We start from the raw sequence: 15,951 nt of genomic DNA, 5'->3' as shown, positions 1-15,951 counted from the left end.
GCTTGCATCCGTGGATTTTAGGATAACTTGCGCAGTTTTTTAGTTTCTCATCCAACTTTTAAAAAATGACTAAAGTGAAGTCGAAGAAACCTGTAGTAGCTAATCAGCCTTACAAGTTCAGAAAGCGCTACAACATGGTAGACATTTACATCCAGAAGGAGAAAAAGTTTTTATACTTTATTGCCTTCTCGCTTATCCTGGCAGGTATCGTTTATCCGTATGCCTCTATTGCCATGTGGGTAGGTTTTGCATTTGCAGGCTATTCTGCCATTGCCAACGACAGTATCCAGACCATTGGAACGTTCATCGTGTCTAACGAAGACAAGAAATGGTACTGGCAGTGGTTGTTTATGGGTGCCATTTTCCTGGGCACTGTATTTTACAGCTGGTATGTGTTCGATGGCGACGTAACCTATCAGCGACTCGCCTCTAAAGGCTTTGATCAGAACCCGGATAAATTTGTTTACCTGCAGCTTGCCGCTCCAATCGTGCTGTTGCTTTTAACGCGCTTCAGAATCCCGGTTTCTACAACCTTCATGCTTCTAAGTGTGTTCACTGTTAGCTCCGATGCTATCGTGAGCATGGTAAGCAAAAGCTTGATGGGCTATGTGGCCGCTTTCGTTTCTGCCTTCATTATTTATATCCTGCTAACAAAGGTTATCAAGAAATTTGTAAAAGGCGAAGCGCACGGTGCCTGGGTTGTAGCCCAGTGGGTTATCAGTGGTTTCCTGTGGCACACCTGGCTTGCTCAGGACTTGGCTAACGTAGCTGTATACCTGCCTCGCCAGTTAGGTTTCACTGAATTTGCAGCCTTTGCCTTGTTTATTTTCCTGGGACTTGGTTTTATGTTCTATAAGCGCGGGGAGAAAATTCAGCACATTATCAACGAGAAATCTGAAGTGCGTGACGTAAGAAGCGCTACGATCATTGACCTTGTTTACGCTGTTATCCTTTACTACTTTAAAGAGGTAAACAACATCCCGATGAGTACCACCTGGGTGTTTATTGGTTTACTTGCCGGACGTGAGTTAGGTATGCGCCTGCGCGCTCAGGACAGCTCTGTTAAGTTTGCCAAAACCTTTGGCCTGATCGGCAAGGACATTCTTTCTGTAACCATTGGCTTGATCATCTCAGTTATACTTGCTGTGGCCATCAACCCGGTGATCCAGGAAGAGTTGATAAACTTCTTTTTCAAGTAAGATAATCTCTTCATAAATAAAAAAAGCCCGGCACTGGTCGGGCTTTTTTTGTTGGTAGCTATACTACAATTATTCTTCTATTCAGCCATACAGCGGTTTCCAGCTTATTTTTCCACAGCGTACTAGGTACGATATCGTGTTAGGCTAATTATAAAAACAGACAGCCCCGGCTCTTAAGTATAAGAACCGGGGCTGTCTGTTTACTTCTGTTTTATACTTTTATTTCTCTGGCCACAATACTTCCAGGTTATCATTGATGAACACCCCAAAGTTCACGGCTATCAGCTGATCTTCGTCAAAGTATAGATCGATCATTTCTTTTTCGAAGGAAACCCTGGTTTCACCGGTTTCTGTCTCTTCCTCCTCCTTGTCTGTCACATCATTGTCTGCAAACAGGCGGATGATCTGTTCTTTGCTCATCTCGAATATACGCTCACCCCAAAGCTGGACCTCACGGTTGGCTGTTTCGATGCAGCTTAATTTGTAATCATCTTCTTTATCGAAGTATAGCGAGTAGCCGTCCTCCCAGTAGTTCCAGGCTTCATGCTCGAACTCATCTTCTTCATCCGACTCTTCGATTTCTTCCGGTTCACCTACCAACTCCTCTACTTCTTCCATTGTCAGGCCAAACTTGATCTTACCAAGCCCCTTGCCTAACCTGATGTCTTTGTTGATCATTTCTAACTGGTTTATTTTTAGCAAAGATACGTGATTAACTTATTTTCTGGTTATACTTTTCGTTTTGCGTTCTGGCTTTACGTGCTATATTTCTCTATAAAATTTTCCTTTTGCTGCTGATACTTTTTGTTCTCCTTTGCCTTTTCCCACTTTTCCTTGAAGATAGCCGCAGCCTCAGCTTTTACAGGATCCGGATCCAGAGGTAACTGTTCGCGGCCGTGTGCCCCGCTTTGCCCTTTCTTATCATCGGGCACTGGTCCGTCATACTTTTTACCGCTTTTATGGTTTGCGTAGCGCCTGGCCCTGGTATACCCCATCTGCAGGTATTTACGTGCCATGTCTGCACCAATAAAGTCCTCTTCATCCAGGTAATCCAGAAACAACTGATATATCTTCTCTGAAGATTCTCTGGCTATTTCCGGGTCTTTGAAGCGCCAGTGCGGTAATAGCTCCGACTTGTATGGCTCTACCAGCAGTACGCCCTGTTCGCCCTTACCTACTCTGTAGCGTTCAGGGTTTTTCCTGAAGTCAATCTTATCAAAGTCCTGGTCGTAGTTAAATTTCTTTCCCATTTGCATCCTCGTATGCTACCGGTGCCGGCTTAACAGGCACTGTTTGATATACTGAGTACTGTTCAGGGTATATTACGATAAAGCTGTTCTCTTTGTAGTCTCTGGACAATACCCTTGGCACATAGTCCATGTTACTGTTGTAAGACACAGTTCGTTTCCTGGCTGAGATCACCACCACCATGTCGTCTTTCTCCAACTCCGACTTCATGTTGGCAATCTCATTCAGGCTGGTATACGACTGGTATGTTGCGTCCACAGTAGGCTTGCTTGCCTTCACTGCCTTTTTAAGGTTATTCAGCGTCCGTCTGCGGGCTCTGAACACCAACGGGGCACCTAGTTGATGCGAGAGCAGCTTAACGGCTCTAACCCACCTTAAAAAGCCTCTTTCCAGTTCAGCATTCGTTGGCACTATCACAACAAGCCTGCCTGTAGTGTTTAGCGGCTGAATCAGTTTGCATACCAGTATCATCTCATCGGTATTATCCAGCAGGTTGTCCAGTACAGATCCGAATATTCTGTCGCGTGCAGTTATCTTAGCGTTCCATCCAAGTATAACTTCGGTTATCATCAGTTCTTTGATGGCGCGCAGTATACCACTGGATACGTTCACATCGATCTTCGATACCAGCTGTACATCGTTATCCGTAGCCGAGGCATGTGTTATCGCCTCCTGCAGCATTTTATTCTTTTTATAAATTTCCTCTTCGGCATGCTCGTTGTCTATTACCACTGCCAGCGGATAGATAGGCGCTTTGTGCTGCGGATTTTTCAGCATGATGGCCAGGTCGATCAGGCTCTCAATTGTTTTAGGGTTTCCTATCGGTACCAGTATCTTGTCCGGTTTCTGGCTCAGGTCCGGCTTGCGTCTGCTTTCAAGTATAGCCAACGTTCTGGCCACTTTCTCCGTCGAGAACGAGCTTACCATACTGGATGTAAGTATAAGTACCACCGCTCCGTTCAGCGCACTCTCTCCAAGCAAGCCAATCTCATAACCAGCCAGTACTACAGCCAGTGTGGCTGCGGCATGTGCACTACTCAGGCCAAATATCAGGTTGCGCTGCAGTATGCTGAACTTGAATATTTTTTGCGTTATGTATGCTGCTGCGTATTTCGTAATTGGAGACAATACCACAATGGTACCGGCAATCAGCAAGGCATTGGTGTCGGTAAAGAGTGTCTTCAGATCCACGAGCATGCCTGTGCTGATCAGGAAGAATGGTATGAAAATGTTGTTGCCCACGAATTCTATCCTGTTCATCAACGGTGAAGTATGGGGTATAAGCGGGTTAAGCGCCAGGCCAGCCAGGAAGGCTCCGATTATTGCCTCCATACCTGCCAGCTCTGACAAAAAGGCCGCTGCAAACACTACTGACAATACAAACAGGTACTGTGCGCCTTTCTCGCTTTCCAGCTGCTTAAACATGTATTTGGCTATCTTCGGGAACAGCCATAGCACTACTGCCACAAATGCTATCATTTTTATCACCATCACGATCCAGAAGCCCATGCCAGCTTCGCCGTGCGTTGAATTAATGATAATAGCCAGCACAAAAAGCACTGCTGTATCTGTTATCAGGGTACCGCCAATGGTCAGTGTTACTGCCTCGTTCTTGCTCAGCCCTAACCTGCTTATAATTGGATACGCTAACAATGTGTGTGGTGCGAACATGCTTGCCAATAGTATAGCCGGCTTTATACTATAGTCGTGCATGTATAAAAATATGAGCGTGCCTACCGCTATCGGTATCAGAAAGGTAAGCGTACCAAACACGATACTTCTTACTTTGTATCGTTTAAAATCTATCATGTCGATTTCCAGACCTGCCTGGAACATGATATACAACAGGCCTACTGTTCCGAACAACACGATACTTGCATCCCTGTTTAGTATATGGAATCCGTTCGGGCCAAGTATAACGCCTGCCACGATCAATCCCACTATTCCTGGTATCCTTACCTTCTTCAGCAGTATTGGTATTGCCAGTATTACCAGCAGCACTAACGTGAATATCAGTACCGGCTCTTCAAACGGCAACGTAAGCTTCATCAACAGCTTCATATTTTCTCGGGTGTGTTTGTATATGCTTTAAATATATAGATTTTTTGTTTCACACTTTTGTTTCCTCTTTTAAGCGCTTTCTCATTTTTTGATTTTCTTTCCACCTTTCCACATCATTCATAACCTAATAATTTTTTATGAAATGAATTTTTAAATAAATCTTCTTTTGTTATTTGGTGTGTTTATAAGTTGATAACTCTTCTCACTTTTGGGTACTGGTGAAAACTTGTTTACTCATGTTTCTTTTTTCACCAGGTGTTCCACAGCCTTCCTGTCTTTTACTTTTTCAGTTACAGACTTTTAACCCTGTTATCCACTTTTTCCCCTTTTCTGTGTATTTCTTTTTAAACAATTCTCATTTACGTGGAAAATGCATTTTTATGGATACTCTTATACACCCTAATCCACTTTTTGGGTGATTTTTCGATGGTCTTACGGGCATCTGTTTTCAGGTGTGTAAAGTTGTTCCAGTGTTACCCACATTTTTCCACAGTTGTTCCCACACATTTGTGGACTTATACGAAGTTACATTTTGGGGTTATTTCTGTGTGAGCTTACACACTTTGGAGTGGCAGGTCTAAAGTGAAGAATTACATGTATAAGACATTCTCTCCCTGCGAGGGTTAGGGGCAATGCCGTCAATCCATAGCAAAAGTTTTTTCGGACTTTTTAGCCTGGTAGCTCTCAGAAGTTGATTTTCAAATTCCCGTATTCTGCAACGCGTATAAGTATGTCCGCAGCAGAACGAGATCCGGACAAGGATGTACGAATCAGCTTTACAACTTGCCTGATACGTCAAGTTTTTAAGGAACGATTCCATACTCCTACCCTCAGAGGTAAATCTCGCCCATTGCTGAATTGGTATGTAAGTTTCATTGTTGAGGCTATTCTTCGGACAGGTCGCGACCCAATGCCGTCAATTTAAGCCAAAAGCTCTTTCGGACTTCTTTGTCCTAAAGCAAAACTGCCAGGGGACATCCTTGTCCCCGTATTCTCGGATGCGGACAAGGATGTCCGCAGCAGCTTAAGACCCGGACAGGGATGTCCGGATCAGCTTTGTATTATTTTTTAAGTTGACGGCGTTGGGTCGCGACTTGTCCCTATAAAGGTGTGAATACAGCCCTGCCATTGTCGAGAGCAGTACCGCTTTATCCTGATTAACTCAATGAGCAATTATCCCTCCCCTAAAGAGCTGTGCTCGCAAGCTTAAAATGTTTGTTTCGGCTAGTTCAGAGGAAGGGAATTTTACTCGTGCATGTCATTCCCCTCTGGGGGTAGGGACCCTCTTTAATGAGTGGAGTTTAGGGGTGGGTTTATACCTAATGCCGTCAATTTAAGGGGAAAGCTCTTTCGGACTTCTTAGTCCGGAAGCTTTCTGCCGGGGATTTCCTAATCCCCATATTACTGTAATGTGCGGACTAGGAAGTCCGCAGCAGAAAAAGATTCGGACAAGGATGTCCGAATCAGCAGTACAAAATTCTTAAGTCGACGGCATTGTGTTTACACCTATCCGTTATAATCATATACCGCAATTTGAGGCATATACTTTACTGACTCTCCCTTCTAGATCTTGTTGCTTATAGAAAGTGCTTGCTATAGTATTGTGACAATCTGGTGAAGGAAGTATGGATTAAGATTTTTCTGAATTGCTCTATTTACTGTCGTTTAGTTCTTTCCTGGGTTTGTCTTACTATTTGGGTGTTGGCTTAACTAATGTTAAGTAGTTTGCTTGGTCCTATTGCCAGATTACTTTGCCTCTCAGCTTCTCTTTATACTTTTGAGGGCATAAAAAAAGGGAACCTTATTGGCTCCCTTTTTAATCTAGTATTAAAACTGTAGCTTTTCTCCTTCAATGGCCCAGTTTGCTCTTACGTCCAGTGTTTTGTTGTGCAAGTATACTTTCTCAGGCTTCTGCTTGAACTCAGGGGCTCCTGCCTCCCATTTACCATTATTATTCTCATCCACGAGCACTCTTATTCTATAGGCACCTGGCGGCAGGTTTTTAAATTCATATGCCTTTACATTCTTTAATTCCTGTACCACTTTGTTGTCTGGATTTATCAACTGTATGATATAAGAAGTATACTTTGTCTCCACTGTTCCTTTTACATTACCTACACCACTGCTTTCAGCCAGCGTTACCGGGATAGGTGAAAACTTTATAGCAGCTCCTTCAATAGGCTTTATAGAAGTACTGTCAACCAATAATGTTATTCTTCCTTTTCTATTCTTCAGGTCGGGCATCCTGAACCTTAGCTCTGTGTTTGTCGAGTCGAGCGTTACTTCTTCCGGATACTTCAGGGTTCTCACCACTACCGAATCTGCCAACACCTTTAGTGGTTCTTTGCCTGTTACCTTTACTGTTGTTTCCAGTTCTATGGCAAGTGGTGAGCCTGGCACTATCGTCTGAGCATTTCCATTGTTCATAACTTTCAATTGTGCTCCTCTTATCAGCTGTGCTCTTTTGCCTTCAAATTTAATATCAAGTGTATCTGTGGCTTTATTACCTGCAGAATCCACAGCTGTTAGTATGGTTTTTCCACCGGCGTAATTCTGAGTTTTAAACAGTTCCACGGCCTTTCCGTTTGCCGATATCTTATAGTTAAGCTTTGTATTTTTGCTCTCTACTGGAGTAGCTCGGAACGATCTTATACCCTCATTATAGTTTGCTATAAACCTGTCTGTATAGTTTTCTCTTTTTGTAAGGATTGGCCTTTTGGTATCTATTTTAACCAGCTCCAATGTTACAGGTTCTGTTGCCGTTGTTATGGTTATTGGATTTGGCAAGTAGCCTATTTTTTCCTCTTCATTATCGTAGTAAGAGTTATTGTTTTTGTCGGCCAGGGCATATATTCTGTAATCTCCGGCCTTTATGTTCGATAGTTCAAATTTGCCCGCTGCATCTGTCTGCGTCTGGTAATAGGGTTTATTCTTTCTAATGCTAAGAGTATCGTTGGCCGGATAAAGGGCAACTGTTATTTCTTTCTGTGGCTGTTGCGTCATCAGATCCACTACTGTACCGCTCACAGAACTTGAATCTATATAAGAGCCAGTGCTGAATGACAACCTCAGGTTAGGAGCCTTGTTCTTTTCTGTGATATCTGTTATTCCCTCCCGGAAATTAAAGGTGTAAGTTGTGTTTTCCAGAAAGGGCTTCTCGAATTCCAGGCGTATGGTGTTTTTATCTGTCTTGACTTTATACTTGTTATCTGTGTTTGGGGTAATCAATAACTCAGTGTTCAGTTTATTGGGCTGAACCTCTTCGTCAAATGTCAGTGTTACGGTATTAGTCTTAACATTTAGTGCCTGATCTTTTGGGTTGCTGCTTTTCAAGGTTGGGGGTGTATTGTCTTTGGGGCCTCCTTCCGGTGAACTCACACTTGCGCATGATGCAGCCATTACTGCTGTGGATAAGATCAGGAAAATATGCGTTAGCTTCATGTATGATAGGTTTCTTTTAAAAGTAAAAGAGGCAAACTTGCGCCTGCCTTTTACCTGTTCTTGTTCAGTCTTTAACTCTATTTTTTTCTGGCTACAAATATTAAGCTCGAATAATCATTGCCGTTCTTTTCTGCATAGCTATTGGATTTATAGCCATTCATTACACTACTGATCATTTTGGTTTTGCCTGCTTTGTGTTTCTCGCTAAGCAGGCTCACATAATAAGCATCAAACTTCATTGGCAGCACTTCTTCCAAAACCATTTTGTGTTTCTTTAAAAAGCGCTTCATGGTTTGCTGGTTAAAGTGGTACAAATGCCTAGGCACATCATAGGCCGCCCAATTTTCTTTGTAAACCTGCGCATCATGCGAGTCTGCGTTTGGTACTGCTATCACCATAGTTCCATCGTCCTGTAGCATGTCCACCAACTCTGCCATTGTTTCATTCAAGGTATGGATATGCTCCAGTACATGCCACATCGTAATTACCTCAAACTTTTCACCCTCCACATCACTCAGGTCTGGAGCAATAAGCTCCTCTGTGGTCTCTGATGCGATAGCTCTGGCTTTATCACTTGGCTCAATTCCTCTTATCTCCCACCCGTCTTTCTTGCACGCTGTTAAAAACACACCGGTGCCACAGCCATAGTCAAGTATAGTGCCTTTGTTCGGTGAGAATTTGTTGATAAGCTCTACCTTTTGCTTGGTTGTGATCGACCTTACTACATGATAAGCTTTGTTGATAATTCCGGTCTTGGTGTTGCTATGCGATATGTATTCCTCGGATTCGTAATAGTTACCAATACTCTCAGCATCCGGCCTTGGGTTGGTAAACTTAAACGAGCAATTCTCGCATTGCACTATCACAAAGCTTTCTTTCGAAACTGAGTTATCTGTTACCACCAAAAAGTTCTTGAATTCCTCTTTGCCGCATACAGGGCACTGCTCCAGTCTTTCGTAGCTCATTTATTTTCCTAAGTATACCATTAACACAGAAATGTCTGCCGGAGATACCCCGCTTATTCTTGATGCCTGCCCTATTGTTTCCGGCTGCACTTTCAGCAGTTTTTCTTTGGCCTCCGCCGACAGCGCCGGTATATCCCGGTAATTGATCTTGCCTTTGATGTTGTAGTTCTCCAGCTCACTCATTTTGTTTGCCATTACGTGTTCCTTCTCGATATAGCTTTCATACTTTACTGCTATACCTGCCTGTTCCACGCTGTCGATTTTAAACTTGCTTAGGTACTCAGCTATTGCCGGTACTGCTGCTGCTATATGTTCTATCTCAACGTTTGGCCTTTTAATTAATTGGCCGGCACGCTGTTTTTCTGTTATTGGTGCAGAGCCTAAACTCTCCAGCATGCTGTTGATATCTCCGGGCTCGATCGGCTTATTATTTAAGTATGCGATGATTTCAGCCGTTTCCTCTATCTTCTTATCCACAGCTTTCAAGCGTGCTTCGTCGGCTAAACCCAGCTGATATCCCAGCTTCGTCAGGCGAATATCTGCATTGTCCTGGCGCAATAAGATGCGGTGTTCTGCCCTTGAAGTGAACATACGATACGGCTCGTCTGTACCCTTGTTTACTAAATCGTCGATCAATACACCGATGTATGCTTCAGATCTTTTCAGTACGAATGGCTCTTTTCCATGCACCTTGTTATGGGCGTTTATACCTGCCATCAAACCCTGGCATGCAGCCTCTTCGTAACCCGTAGTTCCGTTTATCTGGCCTGCGAAGTATAAGTTATTGATCAGTTTTGTTTCGAGTGTCAGGTTGAGCTGCGTTGGCGGAAAGAAGTCATATTCTATGGCATAACCCGGACGGAACATTTTGGCATTCTCAAAGCCTACTATTTTACGCAGGGCTTTGTACTGAACATCTTCTGGTAATGAACTGGAAAAACCGTTCACGTATACTTCCACTGTGTTCCATCCTTCTGGTTCCACAAAGATCTGATGACGGTCACGCTCAGCAAAACGATTGATCTTATCTTCTATACTTGGGCAGTAGCGTGGACCCAAACCTTGAATGCGTCCCTGGAACATCGGTGACTTTTCGAAACCGGTCTTCAGGATCTCGTGTACTTCAGAGTTGGTATAGGTGATATAACAGCTGCGCTGCGCCTTAAGCGGCCCCGTTTCGGTGTACGAAAACTTTGATGGATTTTCATCACCAAACTGTTCTTCCATTCGGCTGTAGTCCAGGCTGCGTCCGTCGATGCGCGGTGGTGTTCCGGTCTTCATTCGCCCAGCTTCAAAGCCCAGTTCTATCAGTTGTTCGGTGATGCCTTTCGCTGATTTTTCAGCGGCTCTGCCACCTCCTAGTTGCTTCTCACCAATGTGGATAATTCCATTCAAAAACGTGCCATTCGTTAAAACTACGGCCTTTCCACGTATAGTTATCCCCAGGCTTGTGCGCACTCCGCAGGCACTCCCATTCTCCACGGCGATGCCCGATACCATGTCTTGCCAGAAGTCAATGTTCTCAGTTTGCTCCAGTGTCAGGCGCCATGCTTCTGCAAATCGCATACGATCGCTTTGTGCTCTGGGGCTCCACATGGCTGGGCCTTTTGATTTGTTAAGCATTCTGAATTGGATCATGGTCTGGTCGGTGATAATACCGCTCATGCCACCCAATGCATCTACTTCACGAACAATCTGCCCTTTTGCTACGCCACCCATTGCCGGGTTGCAAGACATTTGGGCAATTGTGTTCATGTTCATTGTTGCCAACAGCACTTTTGAGCCCATTTTGGCAGCGGCTGCTGCGGCTTCACAACCTGCATGGCCCGCGCCAACTACAATTACGTCGTATTCTGGAAACATGTATTTCTGGATTTAGAGATGTTTCACGTGAAACATCATCTGGAGATTGGTAATTCCTTTTTGCAATTAAAATTTTCGCAAAGATAAGGAAGAATCTTCTTGTTTGCGCATAAGCGCCTCTTGCTCTTCGGTTTTATCCTTAAAACCTAGCAAATGCAGGACACCATGAATTATGACACGGTGCAGTTCATCATTAAAAGGTATACCCAAATCCTTGGCATTATCCCTGACACGATCCACACTAATAAAAATATCACCTTCAACGATGCCTTCTTCATCGGCATTATCAAAGGTGATAATATCTGTTAGGGTATCATGGTCGAGATACGAAACGTTCATCTCGTGCAGGTAGTCATCAGAGCAGAAAACATAAGTTAAGCTTGTTAACTCCTGGTCGTGCTGCTCGATTACCTCATTGATCCATGCTGCTACTTGATTTGGGTTTTCCAGTTCGAACTCTACGTCCTCACTAAAAAACTCAATGGGTTGTTCCATTCTGCGATGGTACGATGTTAAATACTAGTTGAACTTTTTTTCCGTTTTCCTCAAAATTAACCTGATCACACAGATTACGCATTAAGAATATGCCTCTGCCGCCAGGGTTTTCAAGGTTTTCAGGAGAGGTTGGGTCTGGCAAGTTTTCAAAATCAAACCCAGGGCCTTCGTCCTCAATTTCAAAAGTAAGTTGGTTTTCTTCTACCTGTAGGGTTAGGTAAACGTTCTTATCTTTATCAAACTTATTACCGTGGCGGATGGCGTTGTTTACAGATTCTGTAACGGCAACCATTATATTGCCATAAATATCATCTTCAAACTCGAACTCATCTTTAGAATTGTCAATAAAGCTCTCAACCACTCTGATGTTTTCGATTAGAGAAGGAATCTGAATTTTAACCTGATTCATATTAATCAACAAGTGAAACTATAGGTGCTTAATTATTACTAATATTTTGAAAGTATTCGTTTACCTTCTGTTTATAATACGGAGAAAGAGCAGGTGATATAGTTTTAAGTAACTCAGTCTGCTTTTCCTTAGCTTTTAAGTATTTTTCAAACGATGGTGGTACCTTTCTGTTAATGTCCTGTGCAGTGCGTGCTTCTCGCTTATTGTCCAGTTCCCGCTCTCTAGCCGATTTCTCGGCTTCTAACAAACGGGTGAGAATCTCACGCTGACGCATAATGGTTTGTTCGGTCAAACGTTTATTAACGAGATCGGTTTCGGTTTGTTCCATCATCTTGCTTAAATTTCCGAGTTCACCGTTCTTCCCTTTCTCGCCTGGTTTTGAGCCCTGCTTTTCAAGTTCTTTCAGTGCATTTCGGAGAGCCTCCTGCTCAGCAGCCAATTTAGCTAATTCTTCAGAAAGTGCCTTACCCGATTTGCCACCTTTTTTCAATTCTTCGATTTTTTTATTCAATTGTTGCTGAAGATCACCTAAATTTCCGGGCTGCGGCTTGTTTCCCTTCTGTTTGCCGGCCATACTGCCCTGCATTTGTTGCATGGCCTGCTGCATTTGCTTTAAGGCATCGTTCAGCATCAGGGCCAGATTGTTCATGCTGGTCATGGCCAGTTGCTGCTGCGCTGTGGCGCGCCCCAGGTTACGGTCGCGCAGCTCCTGCATGCTGTTATCCATACTTTGATTCATGGCGGCCACCTCGCGGGTAACAAACGACTGAATCTGGAATACTTTGTTGGCCAATGCGAAAAGGCTGTCTTCAATAACCTTGGCATTATCGCGGAGGCTAAGTTGCTGCTGCGATAGCGTAATAAAGCGCGGATCGCTTTGGTTAACCCCACGGAATTGCTTCATGAGGTTTTCCTGGTCGAAAGAAAGTTTGATAAGATTCTCCAGAATGTCGCGCAGGTTGTCCAGGTTCTGTTGCATACCCTGCATGCTCATAGAGTTCATCATCTGCTCCATTTGCTGAGCCATTTGCTGCATCTTCTTCCCTGCCTTCTGCTGCGACTCGCTGGCTTTTTTGTTCTGGTTCTTCTGCAGCTGCTCCTGGCTATTCTGCATGTCCTGCTCTATACTTTGCTGGTCCTGCTTCTGCTGCTGTTCATCCATCTGGTTGGGGTTCTCCAGCTTATTGTTAAGCTCTTTTAACTCCTCCATCTGCCGCTTAACATCCTCAAAATCTTTCTGGAGTTCGTTTTGCTGCTCCTGAAGCTGTTTGTTGTCTTCCTGCTTCTGCTCGGTCTTGTCAGCTAGCTGCTTTTGCTCTTGGGCCATCTCCTCCAGCTTTTTAGTTACATTGTCAAGCTTTTGCTCAAACTGTAACTGCTTAAAAAGCTCCAGGGCGCGTTCCAGCTCACGTTCCAGGTTTCGTTCGCGGTTGTCCAGTTTGCTTAGCAGCTTTTGTAGCTCTGCATCGTTGGGGCGTTGCTGCTCCAGTAGTTTCTCAAGTTCTTCGTAAAGCTTCTTTGTTTCCGGGTCAAGCAGGTCTTCCATCAGCTTTTGCAATTCTAAAGCCTTTTGAGCCAACTCTTTATCCTGCTCGCTTAGCATGTTCTGTTTTTTGTTAAGCTCATTAAACAGCTCTTTCATGCTAGAGATGTCCTGCTCCAATTGCTTTTTCTTCTGGATAAGATCCTCCAGTTGCTTTTTGTCCTGCCAGTTCAGGTCGCGCTTCGTTTTCATCTTCTCCTCCGACTTAGACAGTTCTTTTTCCAATTGTGTTGCCTTGTCAAGGGTTTTGCTGAGTTGGCTGGCAATAGTTTGTGAGTTGCTGTCTAACTCTTTCTGGAGGTCGCGTTTGTCCGGAATCTTAAGCTCGAAGGTGCGTGTACGTGCGCTTTTAGGCCCATTTATGCCATCATTGTCCCATACCTGCATAAAGTACTCTACCTTATCGCCGGGTTGTAGATTTAGTGCAGCAGTATTCCATTGGTAATAGTAGGTTTGGATAAGCTGATTGCTGAGTGGAAGATTTATACTTTTATACTTAGCCTGCGGATTCTTACTGCTGTTGATACGGTAGTTCAGGGAGAGCCGGGTAAGGCCATAATCATCTGAAACGTCTCCTCCTAGTATCAGGAAAGTATAAAGTGCAGTATCCTGAAACTGCTCCAGCGAGATCTGCGGCAAACGATCAGGAATAGTGTTTATTTGATAAGTGATCTGCTCCTTGTTTGTGCTGTGCGCATTCTGGAGCTTTATACTATAGGATTGGTCCTGGTTAAACTTTTTGGAAGCAGTAAAACTATCGCCGTTTTTGGTGGCAGGTATACTTTGTGCAGGTTCATCAAAAGCCAGGTTTATCTGATCTGTTTCGGTGGCTTTAAAGTTCCAGTTTACAACGCTACCTGACGGCACTGTGGCATTTCCTGTGTTCTGAATGTACTCGGGTTTGCGCCTCAGGTAAGCGGGAAACTGCACTTCCAGGTAAAAATCTTTGAGGTTAGGGCGTGAAAGCAATTCCAGTTCATACTCTTCGGACATAAACCCGGAGCCTTCCAACTGAAAATCTATACTTCGTTGCGGCTGTTTGAAAGTATAAGTATAAATTCCGTCAGCATTTGGGGTAAGCTTTTGCCTGCGGCCACTATAGTTGATAAAAACTTCGTTGGGTACGGTCTGCCCATCCAGATCAACTTTCAGTTCAAAGTCCTCTCCCCTATATGTCTGTAGCATGTCGTTTACAACAATAAACCGGAATGGGGCAAGAGGCGCATAGTAACGTTTATAATTGATAATGCGCTCCGTGCCTTGCACAAAAATAGTGGGGTAAACTATTACGATGAGCAAGGCGATAACAGCAGGCAAGGCTACATACTTAAGCAGCGGCTTGTTCTCCTTATATGTTACTGCCTCCCTGAATTTGAATGGAAGCAACTGACTGGTGCGTTGGTTTATACTTGCTGCAATAAGCTCATTGGTCCTATCAAGCTCCTTTAACTGTATCGCATTCAGTAATTTATCCTTTATTTCTGGGTAATGCGAACCCACACGCAAGGCAGCCTGCTCATCGGTCAGTACTTTTTTCAGGTTTGCCAGCGCTGACAGCGGAAGCAGAATCCAGCGAACCAGCACATACAGCACAGCGGCAATAAACGAGAAAAGCAGAAAGCCCCGGACATATTGCGGAAAATAGAACACATACTCCAGTAAGCTATACACTATGTAAACAGACAACAGGAGCCCAACCGCAAAAATGCTTCCCCTTAACAGCATGTTAAGGTAAAACTTGCGTTTGTACTCCTGCAGTTGATGCAGCAACTGATCCAGTGCATCGTTTTGTCTCATAATCAGTATGCTTTTAGCTCATGTTGTTCTAGTTGTAAATGAGGTGCAATGGTATAAGTGTCTGTAATATAAAGCGAAAGCACCAGGCTCTGCCTTAAAGTATAAACTGATAGCTACCTGAATTTAGTATACGGCACTATTCAATTTCCAGCAGTACAGGGCAATGGTCAGAGTGTTTAGCCTCTGTAAGTATGGCTGCGCGCTTTAGGCGGCCACGTAAGTTTTCGGTAGCCATATTATAATCAATACGCCAGCCAAGATTTTTGTTGCGTGCCCCTGCCCTATAGCTCCACCAGGTGTAATTGTGAGGCTCAGCGTTAAAGTGCCTGAAAGAGTCTATAAAACCACTTTCAATAAACTTACCCATCCAGCTGCGTTCCTCCGGCAAAAAGCCCGAGCTATTGGCATTTGACTTTGGGTTATGAATGTCGATGGCCTGATGACATATATTGTAGTCACCGCTTACAATCAATCCGGGCAAATTGCCTTTCAAGTCGCTGATATAACCGTAAAAATCGTCCATCCACTGGAATTTGAAATTTTGCCGTTCCTCTCCGCTTGAGCCGGAAGGCATGTATACGCTCATAACAGAAACATCGCCGTAATCGGCTCTCAAAACTCTGCCCTCCACGTCATAGCAATCCATGCCGCAGCCAACCTCTACGTGCGTGGGTTTATCTTTAGAAAGTATGGCCACACCACTGTAGCCTTTTTTCACGGCCGGATGCAGGTATACATGGTAGCCCATATCCTCAAACAGGGCTTTGTCAAACTTAGATTCATCAGCTTTGATCTCCTGCAGGCAAAGCACATCCGGGTTAGCGGCCTTTAGCCAGGAATCGAAGCCTTTGGTAATTGCGGCACGAATGCCGTTAACGTTATAGGTAATTATTTTCATGGGTGAAATACTTAGACAAAAGACGTAAGACT

Annotated in this window: 11 protein-coding genes; 1 reads left to right on the top strand and 10 read right to left on the bottom strand. The window is 44.0% G+C overall.

Annotation, left to right across the window (positions count from 1 at the left end):
- Positions 1–65: 65 nt before the first annotated feature.
- Complete coding sequence (locus tag AC4BAP_RS01220; protein WP_490580789.1) at positions 66–1,199, top strand: hypothetical protein; 1,134 nt, start codon at positions 66–68, stop codon at positions 1,197–1,199.
- A gap of 219 nt (positions 1,200–1,418) precedes the next feature.
- Here AC4BAP_RS01220 and AC4BAP_RS01215 read toward each other — a convergent pair whose 3' ends face one another.
- The 10 genes from AC4BAP_RS01215 to AC4BAP_RS01170 form a co-directional block, all read right to left on the bottom strand.
- Complete coding sequence (locus tag AC4BAP_RS01215; protein WP_490580788.1) at positions 1,419–1,877, bottom strand: hypothetical protein; 459 nt, start codon at positions 1,875–1,877, stop codon at positions 1,419–1,421.
- Positions 1,878–1,954: 77 nt separating this feature from the next.
- Positions 1,955–2,455, bottom strand: a complete 501-nt coding sequence (locus AC4BAP_RS01210; protein ID WP_490580787.1) for a DUF4385 domain-containing protein — start codon at positions 2,453–2,455, stop codon at positions 1,955–1,957.
- Complete coding sequence (locus AC4BAP_RS01205) at positions 2,433–4,508, bottom strand: cation:proton antiporter domain-containing protein (protein WP_490580786.1); 2,076 nt, start codon at positions 4,506–4,508, stop codon at positions 2,433–2,435. The genes AC4BAP_RS01210 and AC4BAP_RS01205 overlap by 23 nt, the downstream gene beginning before the upstream one ends.
- A 1,827-nt stretch (positions 4,509–6,335) precedes the next feature.
- Positions 6,336–7,949 carry an Ig-like domain-containing domain gene (locus tag AC4BAP_RS01200; protein WP_490580785.1) on the bottom strand — a complete coding sequence of 538 codons (1,614 nt, stop codon included), beginning with the start codon at positions 7,947–7,949 and terminating at the stop codon, positions 6,336–6,338.
- A 77-nt stretch (positions 7,950–8,026) separates the two neighbouring features.
- Complete coding sequence (locus tag AC4BAP_RS01195) at positions 8,027–8,914, bottom strand: class I SAM-dependent methyltransferase (RefSeq protein WP_490580784.1); 888 nt, start codon at positions 8,912–8,914, stop codon at positions 8,027–8,029.
- A complete protein-coding gene (gene mnmG / locus AC4BAP_RS01190; protein ID WP_490580783.1) occupies positions 8,915–10,777 on the bottom strand; it encodes a tRNA uridine-5-carboxymethylaminomethyl(34) synthesis enzyme MnmG in 1,863 nt (620 codons plus the stop codon). It abuts the gene before it with no gap.
- Between the two features lie 66 nt (positions 10,778–10,843).
- The gene (ybeY, locus tag AC4BAP_RS01185) at positions 10,844–11,272 is read right to left on the bottom strand and encodes an rRNA maturation RNase YbeY (RefSeq protein WP_490580782.1); all 429 of its coding nucleotides are present in this window, start codon (positions 11,270–11,272) and stop codon (positions 10,844–10,846) included.
- Positions 11,256–11,681: an ATP-binding protein gene (locus AC4BAP_RS01180; RefSeq protein WP_490580781.1), complete on the bottom strand. Its 426-nt coding sequence runs from the start codon at positions 11,679–11,681 to the stop codon at positions 11,256–11,258. The genes ybeY and AC4BAP_RS01180 overlap by 17 nt, the downstream gene beginning before the upstream one ends.
- Before the next feature lie 28 nt (positions 11,682–11,709).
- Complete coding sequence (locus AC4BAP_RS01175; protein WP_490580780.1) at positions 11,710–15,021, bottom strand: DUF4175 family protein; 3,312 nt, start codon at positions 15,019–15,021, stop codon at positions 11,710–11,712.
- A 136-nt stretch (positions 15,022–15,157) separates the two neighbouring features.
- Positions 15,158–15,919 carry an exodeoxyribonuclease III gene (locus AC4BAP_RS01170; protein WP_490580779.1) on the bottom strand — a complete coding sequence of 254 codons (762 nt, stop codon included), beginning with the start codon at positions 15,917–15,919 and terminating at the stop codon, positions 15,158–15,160.
- Positions 15,920–15,951 lie beyond the last annotated feature (32 nt).

The sequence above is a fragment of the Pontibacter sp. GD7 genome (assembly GCF_058216375.1).
This window is presented reverse-complemented; position numbering and strand designations above follow the sequence as displayed.

Coding starts and splice junctions, on each gene's coding strand:
- AC4BAP_RS01170 (WP_490580779.1), bottom strand. CDS start 15,919: ATGAAAATAATTACCTATAACGTTAACGGCATTCGTGCCGCAATTACC.
- AC4BAP_RS01210 (WP_490580787.1), bottom strand. CDS start 2,455: ATGCAAATGGGAAAGAAATTTAACTACGACCAGGACTTTGATAAGATT.
- mnmG (WP_490580783.1), bottom strand. CDS start 10,777: ATGTTTCCAGAATACGACGTAATTGTAGTTGGCGCGGGCCATGCAGGT.
- AC4BAP_RS01180 (WP_490580781.1), bottom strand. CDS start 11,681: ATGAATCAGGTTAAAATTCAGATTCCTTCTCTAATCGAAAACATCAGA.
- AC4BAP_RS01215 (WP_490580788.1), bottom strand. CDS start 1,877: ATGATCAACAAAGACATCAGGTTAGGCAAGGGGCTTGGTAAGATCAAG.
- AC4BAP_RS01195 (WP_490580784.1), bottom strand. CDS start 8,914: ATGAGCTACGAAAGACTGGAGCAGTGCCCTGTATGCGGCAAAGAGGAA.
- AC4BAP_RS01205 (WP_490580786.1), bottom strand. CDS start 4,508: ATGAAGCTGTTGATGAAGCTTACGTTGCCGTTTGAAGAGCCGGTACTG.
- AC4BAP_RS01200 (WP_490580785.1), bottom strand. CDS start 7,949: ATGAAGCTAACGCATATTTTCCTGATCTTATCCACAGCAGTAATGGCT.
- AC4BAP_RS01220 (WP_490580789.1), top strand. CDS start 66: ATGACTAAAGTGAAGTCGAAGAAACCTGTAGTAGCTAATCAGCCTTAC.
- ybeY (WP_490580782.1), bottom strand. CDS start 11,272: ATGGAACAACCCATTGAGTTTTTTAGTGAGGACGTAGAGTTCGAACTG.
- AC4BAP_RS01175 (WP_490580780.1), bottom strand. CDS start 15,021: ATGAGACAAAACGATGCACTGGATCAGTTGCTGCATCAACTGCAGGAG.